Origin of the sequence: Aurantibacter sp., from assembly GCF_039941195.1 — a bacterium.
Taxonomy (GTDB): Bacteria; Bacteroidota; Bacteroidia; order Flavobacteriales; family Flavobacteriaceae; genus Aurantibacter_A.
Genome location: NZ_JBDVFA010000060.1, coordinates 103,078 through 119,985, shown reverse-complemented (window position 1 = coordinate 119,985; position 16,908 = coordinate 103,078). Strand labels below are relative to the sequence as shown.

The 16,908-nt window shown below is 36.1% G+C and carries 10 protein-coding genes; all 10 read right to left on the bottom strand.

Annotated elements, in window-relative coordinates:
* Position 1: 1 nt before the first annotated feature.
* The 10 genes from ABJF52_RS09935 to ABJF52_RS09890 all read right to left on the bottom strand — a co-directional run bounded on the left by ABJF52_RS09935 (position 2) and on the right by ABJF52_RS09890 (position 16,640).
* Entirely contained in the window at positions 2 to 3,235 is a 3,234-nt protein-coding gene (locus ABJF52_RS09935; RefSeq protein WP_348149582.1) for a TonB-dependent receptor, read from the bottom strand.
* 665 nt (positions 3,236 to 3,900) lie between these two features.
* On the bottom strand, positions 3,901 to 6,210 hold the full coding sequence (locus ABJF52_RS09930) for a chondroitinase-B domain-containing protein (protein WP_348149580.1): 2,310 nt from the start codon (positions 6,208 to 6,210) through the stop codon (positions 3,901 to 3,903).
* Positions 6,207 to 7,727: a chondroitinase-B domain-containing protein gene (locus ABJF52_RS09925; RefSeq protein ID WP_348149578.1), complete on the bottom strand. Its 1,521-nt coding sequence runs from the start codon at positions 7,725 to 7,727 to the stop codon at positions 6,207 to 6,209. The genes ABJF52_RS09930 and ABJF52_RS09925 overlap by 4 nt, the downstream gene beginning before the upstream one ends.
* A gap of 60 nt (positions 7,728 to 7,787) precedes the next feature.
* Entirely contained in the window at positions 7,788 to 8,555 is a 768-nt protein-coding gene (locus tag ABJF52_RS09920; RefSeq protein WP_348149576.1) for an SDR family oxidoreductase, read from the bottom strand.
* Between the two features lie 19 nt (positions 8,556 to 8,574).
* Positions 8,575 to 10,311, bottom strand: a complete 1,737-nt coding sequence (locus ABJF52_RS09915) for an ABC transporter ATP-binding protein (RefSeq protein ID WP_348149574.1) — start codon at positions 10,309 to 10,311, stop codon at positions 8,575 to 8,577.
* Positions 10,312 to 10,316: 5 nt separating this feature from the next.
* A complete protein-coding gene (locus ABJF52_RS09910) occupies positions 10,317 to 11,465 on the bottom strand; it encodes an ABC transporter permease (RefSeq protein WP_348149573.1) in 1,149 nt (382 codons plus the stop codon).
* A 4-nt stretch (positions 11,466 to 11,469) separates the two neighbouring features.
* Positions 11,470 to 12,456, bottom strand: coding sequence for an ABC transporter permease (locus tag ABJF52_RS09905; RefSeq protein WP_348149571.1), 987 nt, complete (start codon positions 12,454 to 12,456; stop codon positions 11,470 to 11,472).
* A gap of 106 nt (positions 12,457 to 12,562) precedes the next feature.
* Positions 12,563 to 14,458, bottom strand: a complete 1,896-nt coding sequence (locus ABJF52_RS09900) for an ABC transporter substrate-binding protein (protein ID WP_348149569.1) — start codon at positions 14,456 to 14,458, stop codon at positions 12,563 to 12,565.
* Between the two features lie 235 nt (positions 14,459 to 14,693).
* Complete coding sequence (gene manD / locus ABJF52_RS09895) at positions 14,694 to 15,911, bottom strand: D-mannonate dehydratase ManD (RefSeq protein ID WP_348149567.1); 1,218 nt, start codon at positions 15,909 to 15,911, stop codon at positions 14,694 to 14,696.
* A gap of 9 nt (positions 15,912 to 15,920) precedes the next feature.
* Positions 15,921 to 16,640, bottom strand: a complete 720-nt coding sequence (locus ABJF52_RS09890) for an FCD domain-containing protein (RefSeq protein WP_348149565.1) — start codon at positions 16,638 to 16,640, stop codon at positions 15,921 to 15,923.
* Positions 16,641 to 16,908 lie beyond the last annotated feature (268 nt).

Below are 16,908 nucleotides of genomic sequence, written 5' to 3'. Positions count from 1 at the left end.
ATTAAAAATTAACATTTAAACCTAATGTGAAAGTTCTTAACACTGGATATGCACCTTCTTGATGCCCAGAAGTAATTGGTCCGCCATACCCAGAGTTTGAAGTGTTTATGCCTTCTGGGTTATAAGAAGTATAATCATCCCCAACTATATATAATAAATTGGTGGCTGCACCATATATTCTAATAGAATTTAAACCAATTTTACTCATAAGGTCTGGGTTAAATGTGTAGCCGAGTGTTAGGTTTCTTAAAGCAACATAACCAGCATCTTGAACTGTAGCGTCAGTTTGATCTCTTGCTCTAGTATAATGTTTACCTGTAGCATCTTCAATACCATCACCATCAGCATCAAAACTTTCACGTAGTCTACCACCCCAATTTGAACCATAATAAAGTGGGTCAACATTGTAAAGCACCGCTCCATGAGAACCTTGTAATTGGAACGATAAATCTAAATTTTTATAGCTCATATTACTGTTAAGTCCCCAGTAAAAATCAGGTGTATTTGTTCCTAATTTCACTAAATCTCCACCATCTTCAACTGTTTTTGTTGCGTCAATGACACCATCGCCATTTTGATCAACTACATATACTTCTCCACTTGATGCACCAATTACATCTGTAGGGTTTATCATATGTACCTCATCAACCCATCCTGTAGTTTGTAAGCCCCATAATTCACCAATTTCTCCACCAACGTAATTTCTATAGACAGCACCTCTACCAGAAGTACCATAAATTTGATCTGGTAATTGAGTTAAAGGACCTAAGTCCGTAATTTCTGTATTTACTGTAGAAAGGTTTGCGCCCAAACTCCAATTGAAATTATCGTTTCTCACGATTCCCGCGTTCATTTCAAATTCCATACCAGAACTTTTCACATCTCCAGAATTCACTCTAATTGAACTTCTACCCAATACTTCAGATACACTTAAGTCAATTAAGATATTTTCAATATCAGATGTGTAATAATCTACACCCAAAGTGAAACGATTATTTGCAAAACCTAAATCAATACCATAGTTAGTCTCAGTATTTGTTTGCCATGTTAAATCTGGGTTTGAGGTATCAGATGGAATAAGAAATGCATTCCCTAATGGTGTCGTTGCAGGATTTGCAAAACTTAACGCATTATAAGCTCCTAAATTAGATGTAGTACCTAAAGACCCGTAACTAACTCTTGGTTTAAATGTACTGATAAAGCTTTCTGAATTCCAAAACGATTCATTATGAATGTTCCATCCTAATGAGAATGCTGGGAATATTTCATGTTTGTTATTAGCACCAAAACGAGAATCACCATCTCTTCTTACAGAAGCAGATATTAAGTAACGGTTGTCATATGCATAGGCAATTCTTCCAAAAATACTTTCTCTATGGATAGTTTCATTTCTTTCCGTAACGATGGTATTTGCGTTTGCTATAAATGCATAGTTTAGAGGCTCTCCTAAACGTTGTTCTACGTTATTACCTTCTATTGACGTACCTAAAAGATGGTTCTTTTGAAATTCTACCCCAATTACTGCAGATATATCATGCTTGTCATTTAACACGGTATTATAGTCTAACGTAGTTACACTTAACATAGACTTTGTTTGAACGTCCTGTTGGTCTAAATAAGTATCTTTCAATTCGCCACCACCGTCACCAGTTATTAATGCGTGTTGTTTGAATTGAGTAGCTCTATAATCTCCACCTAATACAGTTTTTAAGGTTAAACCTTCTGCAATAGCATATGATAAATAGGAGCTAATATTAGCAAAATACGTTTTTTCAGTATTTGATTTGTTGTCAACAATACTTGCAGTTCCAGGATTTCCTGAACCTCCAATACCATTACCATCTCGTCCGTAGTGCCAGTCCCATGCTGGGTCACCAGGTTGTAAGTCATAAATACTTTGAGGAAAAAGACCTGGAAGGTCTCCAGCTACGGCTCTAGTATCATAAGCTCTAAATCCACTTACAGCACCACTTCTATTTACGGTATAACCTAAAGCTTGATGTTGTGCTTCTAATTCTTGAACAAATGCTATAGATGCAGGTGTATGGTAAATAGGACTAATATCATACTGCCTGTTGGCATCTCTTAAGCTACCTTCAAAATCAGATCTATCGGAAGCAAATCCGTTAAAGCTTATTCCAGCCTTGAACTTCTTTCCAAGTTTAGTGTCAGCACTTAAACGTGCATTCAGTCTTTCAAATCCTTGATTTATTACAACCCCTTCTGTATCCTGATATCCCATAGATGCAAAGAAGTTTGAATCTTCACTACCACCGCTCATACTAAAATCATGGCTTTGTGTAGAACCAGTTCCAAAAAAATAATCTTCTCTTGCAACAACATCAGGTGCATTTCTGTAAGCATTTATCTTAAATTGTGTATATCCTGGAGCCGCTGCTTCTAGTTCAGAAACATCCCAATTGCCATTGGCAATAGAAGCATCAGCATAATCTGCAAATTCACTTGCAGTCATTTTAATATTATCTACATACTTATTTGAAAAACTGGTGTAAGCATTGTAGCTAAATTTAGTTTTGCCAGATCTACCTTTTTTAGAAGTAATCAAAATAACACCATTTGCACCTCTAGAACCATAAATGGCAGCAGAGGCAGCATCCTTTAATACTTCTAAGCTTTCAATGTCGTTTGGGTTTACAGTGGCTAAACTCCCTGAAATAGGATAACCATCCACAACGATCAGTGGGTCTGAATTTCCTGTAATAGAAGAAGCAGCCCTAATCTGAATTTTTGGATCAGCTCCAGGTGCACCACTTTGGTTTTGAATTAAAACACCAGGTAATTTACCTGCTAAAGCGTCATCAACACGCGCAGCCTGTATACCTGCAATGGCATCACCTTTTACTTTAGCTACTGCACCAGTAAGATGTGATTTTTTTCGAGTACCATAACCTACAACTACTACCTCATCAAGTAGTGCTGCATCTTCAGCCATAGTAACATCTAAAGTTCCTTGTCCTGTATAAGGGATTGTTTGAGTAACGAATCCTATATATGAAAATTGAATTTGATCACCTTCATTTACAGTAATCTCATAATTTCCATCGAAATCCGTTGCAGTACCGGTTGTGGTATTTGCTATAATAACGTTTGCCCCTGCAATAGGAATGTTGTCTGCATCTACAATTGTACCAGTCAATTGAGAGCCATCTTGAGCAAATATTGCCATGCTTACGAACAGGGCAAGTATTAGTGCTAGTTTATTTTTAAAAATCATTTGTATTAAAATTAAGTTAATAATGCTATTCGGTTGAGCCGAGTTTTAAGATGATTTTATCAATCAAATTTTCTTTTTAAATCTCACTAAAAAAGAAAAATCTTACTAAGGAAATAGTTTTTTCTTAGTTTATAGATTATATAATTTTTAGTATTCTTAATATCTTGTAATTGTTACTTCCTCTAAGAATGAAGTAATGTTTTGTTGTTTAGTAAGGATATGTGCCCATCCTTTTTCATGCTTTTTTAGTATTTCATTGGCAATTATCTTTTTGACATTAGATTAGTTAGAAAAACATTTGTTTGGTTTACCATACTGGTTTACCAAATTGGTTGACCAAATATATGTTATTCTTTTGTTAATGAAAAATTAAATACGAAATTAACACTGGTGTTTTTTTAGAAATTGACAAAAAACAGCTACAGATATTGATTTTGTAGTAGTTTGTGGTGATTAAATAATTTTAAAATTCTTCTAATTTTTTTGAATGCAGGCCAATTTTGAAGCTAAATAGTCGTGAATTGAAACAAAAAATGTTTAAGATTTAGTTAACTAATCGTTTGTTTTCTCAAAACTTTAAGAGATAAATAGTTTGTTTAAATCCAGGTTAGGCTACCTAAGATTTATGTTAATTTGTAGGAAGGGTAAGTAAGGGCATGCTTTTTTTAGTAAAGTAAATCGAGTTTTTGTTGTTCTTCTACTTTTATATATCCGGATTGAATAATTGTGTTGTTGCTATGATGATTATTCTTAGCACCCCATAATAAAGCCACTAATTTAATAGGATTGTTTTTGAAGGTATTATCTTTAATGTTTACATTGATAATTCCTCGTGTCTTTATTAATAATCCACTTTCTTCTTTGCTTCCACAAGAAGAAAAGTTGTTGTTCGACAAGGTTAAAACTCCACCAATTGTAGATTCATCGTACCCACCTCTGTAGAAATTAATCACATCTTTATTAATATTAAAAAAATCACATTGATTAAAGGTTACCATTTCCGCATTATAATCACCCTTTTCGTCAGCAGCTAGTATAATGCCATTTTCGCAATTTTGTATACTCGTATTGTTTACAGTTATGGTATCAGCAAATGATCCTTTAGATGCTATTAGTACGATATCAAATCCATCAATAACACAATTATCGACAAACAATTTATAGGCTGATGACATATTCTTTTCTAAAGGAGCAAAAGCCATATGATGCTTTTGACCTTTAATTGAAATATTATCCAGATGGATAACACCTTTAGGGTTCATTTCAAATACTGGTGTATTCTCTTGTCCTTCGAATAAGAGTTGCGTTTTGTTTTCTCCAATAGATTTCAGCGTTATATCCTTATCAATTTTTATTGAAGTTGTAACATGGTAAATTTCATCTACAAGCTCAATAATATCTCCGGAATTTGCCTGATTTATCATTTTGTTAAGTTCACCTTTTTTAGAAGTGACTTTATAAATAGTAGGTTCTTTCTCTATTTTCTCTGTAGTGAACCATTCTGGACCGTACTTTTTCTTATCAATTACAAACTTTTTGGCTGTTTCGAATTTATTGATAGCGCCTATTCTGTTTTTTTCTAATCTTGAATCCCCAAAAAGGTCAGTCTTAATACTGCCAAAATCATACCCTTTATATGTTTCTTTCAAAAAATCATTTTCATTATTTTCAGGAACAAAAAGCCATTCATTTACTTGTTTCATTTTTATATTCTCGTTATTTAAAACTCTGAACTTCGAATATTTAACTCCATTATTATCGATAATGTTATTTTTAAATAATATGCCATTGATGCTATCATGGTCTACTATAGGTGATGGGTCTGCTGCGGTGTTGTAAATTAAATTATTAGCAATAGTAGTTCGTATTGGCGGTAATGAGCGAATTTCACTTGCAGGCAAAACATCAGAGCTTGCTCTGTTTTGTCCAATCCCTATTTGCCAAGGCGATTTGCAATCTACCCAAGTATTATATGCGATAACGGCATCTGTAACTTGCTTGTACCTATTAGAAATAGAGTTCGGAATTCCATTCATTACGGCAAGCGGAGTTCTGAAGGCTTCACCTCTAATTTTATAAAAATAATTGTTAGTAATCCAATGTCCGGTATTTACAAGCCGAATACCACCATAAAAGTCAGAGTCATCATCGCCTATAAAAATATTGCCATCAACAGTGCCATAGTTGGCATGTCTAAGCACCAATGATCCCTCGCACTTATAGAAGATGTTATTTCTAAAAATATTGAAGTCCGCTTTGTCTGAAACTATTTCAACTTCTCCATTACACGCCTCAAAAAAGTTGTTTGATACATTTACATAGCCCGGGGTCATTTGTGGATTTCCTATGCGTACAGTTTCTCCTCTTGGTCCACCTTTTCTAGGTCGCGGGCCAAAATAATTATGAACAATTTGATGATGATTGTTAGTGTTTTCATTACCAGTGTGCCAAACCATTAAAGTATTGCCGTCGTTAGATTTTCCAGCGATATAACAATGATCCATTTGATTGTGCTTGCCGTAAAATTCTATCCATCTATCACTTATTAAACGACTTGGTTGTGTGAAATCTTCAATAACGCATTCAGTAACTCTACTGTTGTTAGCTACGCTGTCTAAACCAATTTTGTACCTTATAATTCCAGATGAAGGAGTATATCCATTGCGAAAGTATAATCCGCTTACAATCAGGTTTTCTCCACCTAAATGTAAAAATGATTGCCCTTCAATAAAAACTTCTCCAGGAGTTTCGGCACGGAGCTTTATAGGTGCTTCTTTTGTTCCTTTTCCAAAAAACTTGATTTGTACATCTGTCCAAATTCCATTGGCAAGAATAATTTCACGACCTGGGGTGGCCTTGTTTATTGCATTGTTTAACTCGTTAATATTGGTTACTAAAATGCCTTCGGTATTTAATTCCTTACCGCAAGAATAAAGTAGAAATGCTATGAAGACTATTGATAAACAATTTTTCATTTTATGCTAAATTTTGCAGGTGAGTACCATTTTGGGCCATATCGTTTCTTGTTAATTTGGAAATTTTCGATGGTTTCGAAATTGTTAATTGCCCCTACACTATTATTGACTGTTCTTGAATTTTCAAAAAGATCATTTTTTATCTTGCCAAAATCATAACCGTAGAATACTTCGTTTAATTTTTGACTTTTTTCATCATCAGGGATAAACAACCAATCATTTAGCTGTTTCATTTTTAACTTTTCATTTCTGAAAACATTGAATTCCATATACTGTTCGCCACTATTATCAATAATGTTGTTTTTAAACGCGATGCCATCCATGTCGTCAAAATTAATTAGAGGTGAGGCATCAACTTGAGTGTTGTAAATTAAGTTATTGGCTATGATTGAACGTATGGGAGGTTCTGATCTAATTTCAGTAAATGGAAGTGAATCAATACTTGCCTTGTTTTGTCCAACACCTATTTGCCAAGTTGATTGGCAATCTATCCAGCTATTAAAAGCGATTACAACGTCAGTAACCTGTCTGAATCCTTGCAAGGGAGTATTTTTAATGCCATTCATTATAGCAAGCGGACTTTTAAATCCTTCTCCTTTTATTTTATAAAAATAATTATTGGTAATCCAGTGTCCTGTGTTCATGACACTTAGTCCTCCATATAAATTAGATTCGTCGCCTCCAATAAATATATTTTTATCTACTGTAGCGAAATTTCCATGTCGTAAGACTAGAGCACCTTCACATTTGTAAAAAATATTGTTGATAAACGAATTGTAATTTGTCATATCTGAAATAATTTGTTCATCGCCATTACAAGCTTCGAAATAATTATTCGAAAAAGTTGCTCTTCCTGGAGTTAATCTTGTTTTGCTATTTCCAAGTTGAATAGTATGCGCGTTGGTTCCGCTATTTCTAGGTCGCGCACCAAAATAATTATTAACTATTTGATGATAATTACTGGTGTTTTCATTTCCATTATGATACACCATTAAAGTTGGGCCATTATTGGTTTTTCCAGAGATGTAGCAGTGGTTTATTTGATTATGTTTGCCGAAAAATTCAATCCACTGATTGTATATAGATACGTTAGGATTGTTGAATTCTTCAATTACACAATTCTTAACACTACTATTATTCGCAACACTATCTAGTCCAATTTTGAACCGTATAATACCCGTATTAGGAGAGAAGCCATTTCTAAAATGTAAACCTTCGACATTTAAAAATTCGCCACCGAGGTGAAAGAACGATTGCCCTTCAATAAAAACCTTGCCTTCGGTTTCAGCTTTTAGGGTTATTGGATTTTCTTTTGTACCATTTCCATAAAAATTGATTTGCACATCTTTCCAAATTCCATTGCTGAGTATAATTTCACTACCTGGTTTTGCTTGATGAATAGCTTCTTTTAATTCCTTAATATCTTGTACATAGGTGTTGTTTGAATTTGAAGTTTTTCCACAGGAAATAAAAAGTAGAAAAGAACAAGAAAAGATTAGAATTAGATTGATCTTCATTTCAGTATTTTTTTATTCATAGCGATTAATTGTTTTATCAAAAAAAAATAAATCTAAAGTTTAGATTACAGAACTAAGTCCGCCATCCACAATAACAACTTGCCCATTAACAAAGCTAGAGCCACTTGAAGCAAGAAATACTGCTAAGGCTTGTAATTCTTCCGGTTTGCCCCACCGAGCAGAGGGAGTTCGGCCGCATATCCAATCATTAAAAGATTTGTCTTCAACTAGAGGTTTAGTCATCTCTGTAGCAAAATATCCAGGAGCTATTCCATTAACTTGAATATTTTGTTCAGCCCATTCCGCCGTCATAGCTTTAGTTAGCATTTCAAGTCCGCCTTTGGCAGCGGCATAATTTCCGGTAGTCTTTCGGGCCAAACTACTCATCAAAGAACAAATGTTAATTATTTTACCTGCTTTTTTTTCTTGCATGCCAGGTACCACTGTTTTAGCGACAATAAAAGCTGCACTTAAATTTGTTTGAATAACTGCTTCAAAATCTTCAACAGACATATCCACTAATGGGCTTCGACGTTGAATTCCAGCATTGTTTACTAAAATATCAATACTGCAATCGTTGTTTTCTATTTTACGAATAGTAGCAATTACAGACTTTTCATCAGTAATATCAAAGACAGCTTCTTCGACATTCGTACCTTTTTCACGTAATTCAGATACCGTTTTTTTAACACCCTCGGCATTACGTCCGTTTATATAAACTTTAGCTCCAGCACTGGCTAAGGCCTGTGCTATGGAAAGTCCAAGTCCACGATAGCCTCCTGTTACAAGAGCTACTTTTCCTTTTAATGAGAACCAATTTTCTAACATAGTTATTTCTTCTTTGTGTTTAAGAATAGATAATTCTTTTATTACTTCTTTGCATAGGGTCTGGTTTCGGAACTGCGGATAATAATGATTGCGTATATAAATGTTTTGGATTAGTGCAGACTGTTTCTGAATCACCCACTTCAATAATTTCCCCTTTGTACATAACAGCTACTCGGTCACAAAAATAACGCACAACTGAAATGTCATGGGTAACGAAAATAAAGCTGAGGTCCATTTGATCTTGTAGTGTTAATAGTAAATCAAGCGTTTTTGATCGTAAACTTAAATCCAGTGCAGAAGTTGGTTCATCTGCTATAATTATTCTTGGTTTAGGACCAATAGCTCTTGCAATTGCAACTCGTTGTCGTTGACCGCCTGAAAAGGCATGGGGATATCGCTGGGCTGCAGATGCTGGAAGTCCAACAAGTTCTAGTAGTTCTTCTACGCGCATATCAAGTTCTCGACCTGAAAGTTCACCAGAAACAAGCATAGGTTCCCCAATAATTTTAGCAATAGTCATCCTTGGATTAAGGGACCCGAATGGGTCTTGAAAAATAGTGCGGATATCACGCCAATAGGGTCGTAATTGATTGCTTTTTAATTCCCCAAGATTCACAGATTTACCATTTCGGTCAGTATAATTGATCTTGCCAGCAGTATTATCATAGATGCGTTGTAAGCACCTAGCTAAGGTGGTTTTTCCTGAGCCACTTTCGCCTACAATTCCTAAATTCTCTCCTGCATGTAGTTCAATGCTTGCGTCTTTTAACCCTACAGCTACTTTTTTCGCTTTCAATCCAAACATACCACTTGAAATAACAAACTCTTTGCGAACATTTTCTGCTATTAATATCGGTTTACCTATTTTTTGTCGTGCTCTAGCTTCGAGTCGCTGAATAGCAGGTTGATCAAGTTCTCGAGCACTAGAAATTAACTCCTGTGTGTATGGATGACTTGGATTTTTAAAAATGTTGAATACATCACCTTTTTCAAGTACTTTACCTTTTTTCATTACAACAACTTCATCGGCAATTTGCGCCACAACTCCAATATCATGAGTAATAAATAAAACGGCCATATTTCGTTCTGCCTGTATTGATTTTATAAGCTCAAGTACCTCTGCTTGGGTGGTGACATCTAGTGCAGTTGTAGGTTCATCAGCAATCAATACAGATGGATTACAGGCTAAAGCCATTGCAATCATTGCTCGTTGCCGCATTCCTCCCGAAAATTCAAACGAAAACCTTTTAGCAGCAATTTCTGGTTCAGGAATTCCTACCTGTTCAAGTAAAATTACACTTCGAGCCCAAGCTTGTTTTTTTGATAATCCTTCATGCAATTGTAATACTTCCGCTATTTGATTTCCGATACGATGTATTGGAGATAATGAACTCATAGGTTCTTGAAAAATCATGGCAATCTCCCGTCCACGAATAGAACGTATTGCTCTAGACCGTGATTTTAAACGTACTAAATCTATAGGATTTTCCTTTAGTGTTTTTCCTCCTTGAGTATGTAATAGAATTTCGCCAGAAACAATTCTTCCTGGCGCATCAAGAATTTGCAATATAGATCTAGCAGTAACACTTTTGCCGCTACCACTTTCACCAACTACACAAAGGGTTTTGCCTGCCTTTAAAGAGTAGCTAACATTATCCACAGCTCGAAATGTTTCCTTACGTGTAGGGAATTCGGTCACTAGGTTTTTTATTTCTAGTACGGTAGGGTTCGTATTTTTCTGTGTTGTGTTATTCATTTTTATCAATGGTCTTTACGTGCATATGGATCAGCTGCATCACGTAAGCCGTCACCAAGAAAATTTAATGAAAGAACTGCTATCAATACCATTGCTCCTGGTAGAAATAACCATGGGCCAGCGGCTATAGATCTAATGTTTTGTACTTCTAGTAAGAGAACTCCCCATGACACGGCGGGTGGTTGCAGTCCTAGTCCTAAGAAAGATAATGCGGTTTCTGCTAGAATCATTGCCGGTATAGCTAGAGTTACCGCGGCAATAATATGACTAGTCATGGAGGGTAAAATATGTCTAAAAATAATGCGCCATTGTGATCCGCCATCGAGTTTAGCAGCAATTACAAAATCTTCAGATTTCAACGTTAAAAATCGTCCTCGAACTACGCGCGCTAATTCTGTCCAGCCAACTAAAGATAAAATTATTGTAATCGCAAAATAGCGTGTAGTTGTTGACCAATCTTGAGGCATTGCTGCACTTAGTGCTAACCATAGTGGTATAGTGGGTAAGGCAATCATAATCTCAATAATACGTTGAATAATTGTGTCGGTAACTCCGCGATAATAACCCGATATTCCTCCTAAAATAATTCCAATAAATAAACTTAACGCAACCCCTACAAGTCCAATTGACATTGATATTCTTGTGCCCATTATAGTGCGACTCAACATATCGCGACCTAACCGATCTGCGCCAAATAAATAAAATCGTTCATCTGGATTTACAGGAGCGATTAAATGACGACTTAAATTAAATTTGCCCCACATTTTATATGGGTCTCCTTTGGTGAATAATTTTAAATATACTTTCCTTCCCTGTACGGGACTAAATTTACCTTCGAGGGTAATAGTGTCTCGGTCTAGTTTCATTAACTGCACATGAGGTCGATAAGACCAACTCCCATTGTCATCATAGTCAATAAATTTAATGAGCTGGGGTGGGTGATATACATTTTTTGAAGTCGATGCGTGTGGATCGAATGGAGCTATAAATTCTGCAAATAAGGCAATAGTATAAAATAAGAGAATTATGATTCCACCAAACATGGCAAGTCTATGTTGTCGAAAACTGTTCCACATTAATCGCCATTGAGACGCATTATCCTTTTTGGATTGTGCCTCAATTTGTGTTTTCACCTTTTTAGAAGTTTCGCTCATCGGTTTATTTCTTTGCACGGATTCGAGGGTCAACAATAGCGAGTAATATGTCTGAAACAAGCATTCCTACTACAGACAGGATGCTGAGTAATAATACAAAGGAGCCTGCTAGATACATGTCTTGTGCCTTAAGTGAGGATAATAATAAGGGGCCAGCAGTAGGTAGTGACAAAACAATTGAAACAATTACGGAGCCACTTATTATTTGCGGAAACATCCAGCCAATTGTAGAAATGAAAGGGTTAAGTGCGACTCGAACGGGATATCTTACTAACAATTTAAATTCTGAGAGTCCTTTTGCTCTGGCAGTGGTTACATATGGTTTTGGAAGTTCGTCGAGCAGGTTGGCGCGCATTATTCTTATGATGCTTGCAGTCGAAGAAGTGCCTAGAATTATCACAGGAATCCACAAATGAGAAAAAAGGTCAATACACTTGGCTATTGACCAAGGGGCGTTTCTAAATTCTGGCGAAAACAAACCGGTAACGTCATTACCTAAATGCACAACACCAACATACATTAACACAAGTGCTAAAAGAAAATTAGGCATGGCCAAACCAATAAAACCTATTGTGGTAACTATATAATCACCAATCGTATATTTTTTAACTGCCGAATAAATGCCTATGGGTAGTGCTAGTGCCCAAGTAAATAAAATTGTGGATAAAGCTAATATAAAAGATAATCCTAATCGCTCGCCAATAAGTTCGCTTACCGGTTGGCGCCATTCAAATGACACTCCAAAATCGCCAACAACAACACCGCTAATCCATTTCCAATATTGAACGTAAAATGGTTGGTCCAGACCGAAACGTGCTCGAAGTGCCTCTAACTGAGCCATGTCAACTTCTTCGCCTCGTTCTGCTAAAGATGCACTTAATGCAGTAACAAAGTCACCAGGAGGAGCTTGGATTATGGCAAAAGCTAAGAGCGACACCAAAAAAAGGATTGGAATCGTCCAAAGAATACGACGAATAATGAATTCAATCATTGTGTTCCTTTCTTATGGTTTGCAAAATATTTATATGAGCTTATCATGTGGTTATATTTGTTATTCGATTTGGTTTGTGGTTTCGAAATGTTTTAATAATGATAAATTAAATATCAGGTCTATTCCCGGTTTCAGTATCCCAGAAAAAACTCCACGGTTTTTGCAGCGATAACGGATATTGATTACTACTTGGATTGCTAGGGTGAACATTTTTTAAAGCAATTTTTTTAAGTCCGTAGTTGGTGGTGTTTTTTGATATTCCAAATGTCTCGAACTGATCAGCTGCGATTTCGGCAATTTGGTGATAGTACTTTTTACGTGCTTCGAGATTAGGAGCTCCTCTCGATTTTTCATAGAGCAAAAAACGTTCTTTGATGTGATTTGGAGGCTCTTCACCTCGTTTTCCATCACTCTTGTACCAATTTACCCAATCAATGCCCCAACGAGAATCAAATTCGAGTGGTACCATGCTAGTCGGAAATCGTCCTGGCATCCAACTTGCAAAATCTACCCAGATGGCAGCGTCATGGTCGTTGTTATTTGTGCGTGATAACATAAGCGAACTCACCGTGATATTTGCTCGAATGTCTAGGCCGAGATTTCTGCGCCATTGTTGAATCATCATTTCTAGTTGGTCAATACGCTCTGGTGGACGATTAGTAGATTCTACAATAAAATGAACTGGACGACCGCTTGGTAATAGTCTAATACCATCTGAGTTTCTTTTTGTTAAGCCCAGCTTATCTAGTAGTCTATTTGCTTCATTCTTATCAAATTGTAAGTTCTCCGTAGCATATCGTTCATGGTACATAGGGCTATCTTCAAAGGGTGCATTGTTCCATGGAACGCCATCTCCAAAAAGTGCAGTTTCAATAATTTCTTGACGGTCTAGGCCGATTGATAGGGCTACGCGAAAATCTTTCTCATTAAATAACTTCCTTAATTCTGGGTCTTTATGTGTTAAATTCAATTGGAATAATAGGCTAGTCCCACCTATAGCTGTTGCGGGGTATAGTTCCGAACCATGACGACCAGCAGTTTTTGCGAGTAAGGGGCGATTAACAGGAGTGCCGAAAATGGAAAACCCTAAATCATTATTGCCTCCGATTGCTCCGAGTAGCATTCCTTCGGGATCGCCGTAAACTATACCAATTAATTTATTGATATAGGGTAATTGATTTCCATCAGTGTCAACTTGCCAGAAATAAGGATTTCGTTCCAGTACAACCATTGTGGACCCACCCTTATATGGTGCAACAATTTTCCATGCTTCAAGCGTTGGTCGATCAGGATTTTCCCAACGGGTGCCTACTGCCCTTGGGTCGCCGGATAGTGCTCTTAAATAATCGCGCCAATCATTTAAATTATTAGCCTTTAGTTCAGCATCAAGATTAGGGTTGTAGTCTGGGTGAGCTCTTGAGCAATATGCTTTTTGATATAACGTAGGATGAAGATATCTACGATCAGCTAAAACATGCAAAAACTCACTATAAGGTTCTATAAATGAGAACGTAAATGTTAGTTGGTCAATTTTATGGAATTTTACACTTTGACCACCAGCACTCCAGACCTGTGCTAATGGCTGTAAATCCTTATTTAAAAGGATATCGTTCACTGCAAATTCAACATCGTCAGCAGTAAAAAGTGTACCATCTGACCACTTCATTCCTTTGCGAAGGTGGAAAGTAAAAACGGTATTATCTTCATTAACCTCAAATGATTCTGCGACATGAGGAATTATTTTGGTGAAATTAGAATCAAAATCATGCTGAACAAGACCCATATTTCCCCAAGCACGTATAGGGTCCATATTGCCTTGTCCTGAAAGTCCAAATCGCAGTTCGTCGCCATACTTGCCAATTTTATTAAAAGGTTTAATGACTTGTGGGTTGTCTGGAAGGCGTTCGGAAACAGGAGGTAAGGAATCTGCTATTACAGCAGCAAAAAGTTCTGGTGCTTCATGGTATTGTGAAGAGGAATTTTGTGACAATGTTGTAGACATCGCCACTTCTTTGTTTAAGTTCCTTCCACAAGATAAAAACAACAGAAATAAGCAGTATAGTAATAAACTGTTTTTCATTTAAGTTTAACTTCACTTATTAATATAAGCCAGGGGGAAGGCATTTTATAGCATTCAGATGGGTTTTAGAGTTATCAGTGTTTAGACTAATCTGAAATGCCAAGCTATTTGAAAATAATAGTTCTTTAAGATATTCTTTAATCAGAATAAAATAAGATTACCAATACCATATTGTTCCATCTTCTAATCGAGTTACAGGTAAATACGATCGTTTGTATTCGTATTTGGATGCTTCTTCTTCATTGAATTCAACTCCTAGGCCGGGTTTGTCATCAAGCTTGATGTAGCCGTTAACAAAAGATAAAGGGTGACTAAAGACGCTATTCAATTTTTCAGTACCAAATCCGATAAATTCTTGCACCCCAAAGTTTGGAGCCCAAAGATTAAAGTGGGCATGAGCAGCATGGCATATTGGAGATAAATCTGGTGCGCCATGCGGAGCCATTCTTACATTGTACATATCGGCAAAATTTGCCATTTTCTTCATAGGTGTTATGCCACCGCCATGGGTAATGGCTGTTCTTAGGTAGTCAATAGATTGATTAACTATTAAATCTTTAGCATCCCATACTGTATTGAAAATTTCTCCAATCGCTAAAGGAATAGTGGTGTGGTTTCTTATGATTTGATACCCGTCTTGATTATCAGCTGGGGAAGCATCTTCAAGAAAAAATAACTGGTATGGTTCTAGTATTTTGCCTAAATGAGCTGACTCAATGGGTGTTAATCTGCTGTGAACATCATGTACCAATTGTATGTCATATCCAAAACGCTCACGAGCTTGTTTGAAAAGTTCGGGAATAAATTTCATGTATTTTGCGGTAGACCAGGGTTGTTCTGGAGGAAGTGGGCGATCACTTTGAAGTTCATAATAGTCCTTTTTTTCACCTAAAGTTCCATAAGAACCTTCAAGGCCAGGTATTGCACACTGCAGGCGAACCACTTTAAACCCTTGTTCAATAAATTTTCCTAAGTTGTCTAATGTTTCTTCAATATTTTCGCCATTTGCATGACCATATGCCATTATTCCTTCTCTACTTCTACCTCCAAGTAATTGGTATACTGGAAGACCAGCGACTTTTCCTTTGATATCCCATAGAGCCATATCTATTGCTGCTATAGCGGCCATTGTAATTGGCCCTCTTCTCCAATAAACCCCTTTGTACAGATATTGCCAAATATCTTCTATTTGGTGTGGGTCTTTGTTCACTAAACAAGGCACAACATGTTCTTCTAAGTAAGCAACAACTGCCATCTCTCGTCCATTTACTGTTGCATCGCCAAGGCCATAAACTCCTTCGTCAGTAATAACTTTTACGGTAACAAAGTTCCTTCCTGGGCAATTTACAAATACCTTAATTTGTTTAATTTTCATTCTTTAAATTTATTTTATTTCTGATTCTGGAATAAAGTCAAAAAGTGTTGATAGATGTTCCCGCATTGACTGTTTTGCTCTTTCACTGTCTCCGTTTTTTATATGCTCTAAAATTACAACGTGTTCGTTGTATGCTTTAAGAGGTCGTGAGTCGCGACATATATCATATTTTTTGGAAAAGTTTATCATATGAGAAACCAAATAAGAAACTAGATAAATAATTACATTGTTCTTGGAAGCTTTCGCTACACCAATATGAAACATTAAGTCTTCTTCAATGCCGGCTTCGTTGGCTGAAACCTTATTTCCTAATAATTCTATTGCTTTTTCTAGTTCATCAATATCATGTTGTTCTCTTCTTTCAGCGGCAAGTCCAACAGATTCTATTTCAAGTACATTGCGCACTTCCATGAGTGATTTGTAATCTGGTTTGAGCAAATTCACCACATTGGTGGTAAGCGTAATAAGCGCGGAATGTTTGTTGCCTGCCACAACACGAACACCGCTTGATTTTTTTTTAAGGATTCCGTAAAACTCGAGTTTGCTGAGAGCATCTCTTACAAACATTCTACCGACTTGGTACTTTTCACTTAGGAACCTTTCTGAAGGAATCTTATCTCCTTCAATTAGTTGTCCTGAAGTTATTAGTTCGTTAATCTGATTGACAATTGTGTCAACTGATGTTTCGAGGTTTATTTCTCCTAAGTTTTTAAATTTATCTACGGACATTAATCCTACTAATTTTATTAAACTAAACTTAACCTTTTTTGGTTAACCATTAATGTTTTTATTGATTTTATTTATGCATTTGATAGAAACGTGCAGTTTTATAAAAATGCTAATATAGTAATATATTGAGTGATATTTTGTGTAAAGTATCGATTAGGATGCTGTTATTTTGCATTTTTTACAAATATACCATTATTTAATCTAAATTTATTTTTGGTTAACCAAGTTATAAGGTTTAGTTTTACAAGTCTGTAAATATTGTTTTCTT

What these genes read in the sequence shown, in the direction of transcription:
- ABJF52_RS09915 (WP_348149574.1), bottom strand. Translation starts at nt 10,311, where the DNA reads ATGAATAACACAACACAGAAAAATACGAACCCTACCGTACTAGAAATA.
- ABJF52_RS09935 (WP_348149582.1), bottom strand. Translation starts at nt 3,235, where the DNA reads ATGATTTTTAAAAATAAACTAGCACTAATACTTGCCCTGTTCGTAAGC.
- ABJF52_RS09920 (WP_348149576.1), bottom strand. Translation starts at nt 8,555, where the DNA reads ATGTTAGAAAATTGGTTCTCATTAAAAGGAAAAGTAGCTCTTGTAACA.
- ABJF52_RS09910 (WP_348149573.1), bottom strand. Translation starts at nt 11,465, where the DNA reads ATGAGCGAAACTTCTAAAAAGGTGAAAACACAAATTGAGGCACAATCC.
- ABJF52_RS09930 (WP_348149580.1), bottom strand. Translation starts at nt 6,210, where the DNA reads ATGAAAAATTGTTTATCAATAGTCTTCATAGCATTTCTACTTTATTCT.
- manD (WP_348149567.1), bottom strand. Translation starts at nt 15,911, where the DNA reads ATGAAAATTAAACAAATTAAGGTATTTGTAAATTGCCCAGGAAGGAAC.
- ABJF52_RS09925 (WP_348149578.1), bottom strand. Translation starts at nt 7,727, where the DNA reads ATGAAGATCAATCTAATTCTAATCTTTTCTTGTTCTTTTCTACTTTTT.
- ABJF52_RS09900 (WP_348149569.1), bottom strand. Translation starts at nt 14,458, where the DNA reads ATGTCTACAACATTGTCACAAAATTCCTCTTCACAATACCATGAAGCA.
- ABJF52_RS09890 (WP_348149565.1), bottom strand. Translation starts at nt 16,640, where the DNA reads ATGTCCGTAGATAAATTTAAAAACTTAGGAGAAATAAACCTCGAAACA.
- ABJF52_RS09905 (WP_348149571.1), bottom strand. Translation starts at nt 12,456, where the DNA reads ATGATTGAATTCATTATTCGTCGTATTCTTTGGACGATTCCAATCCTT.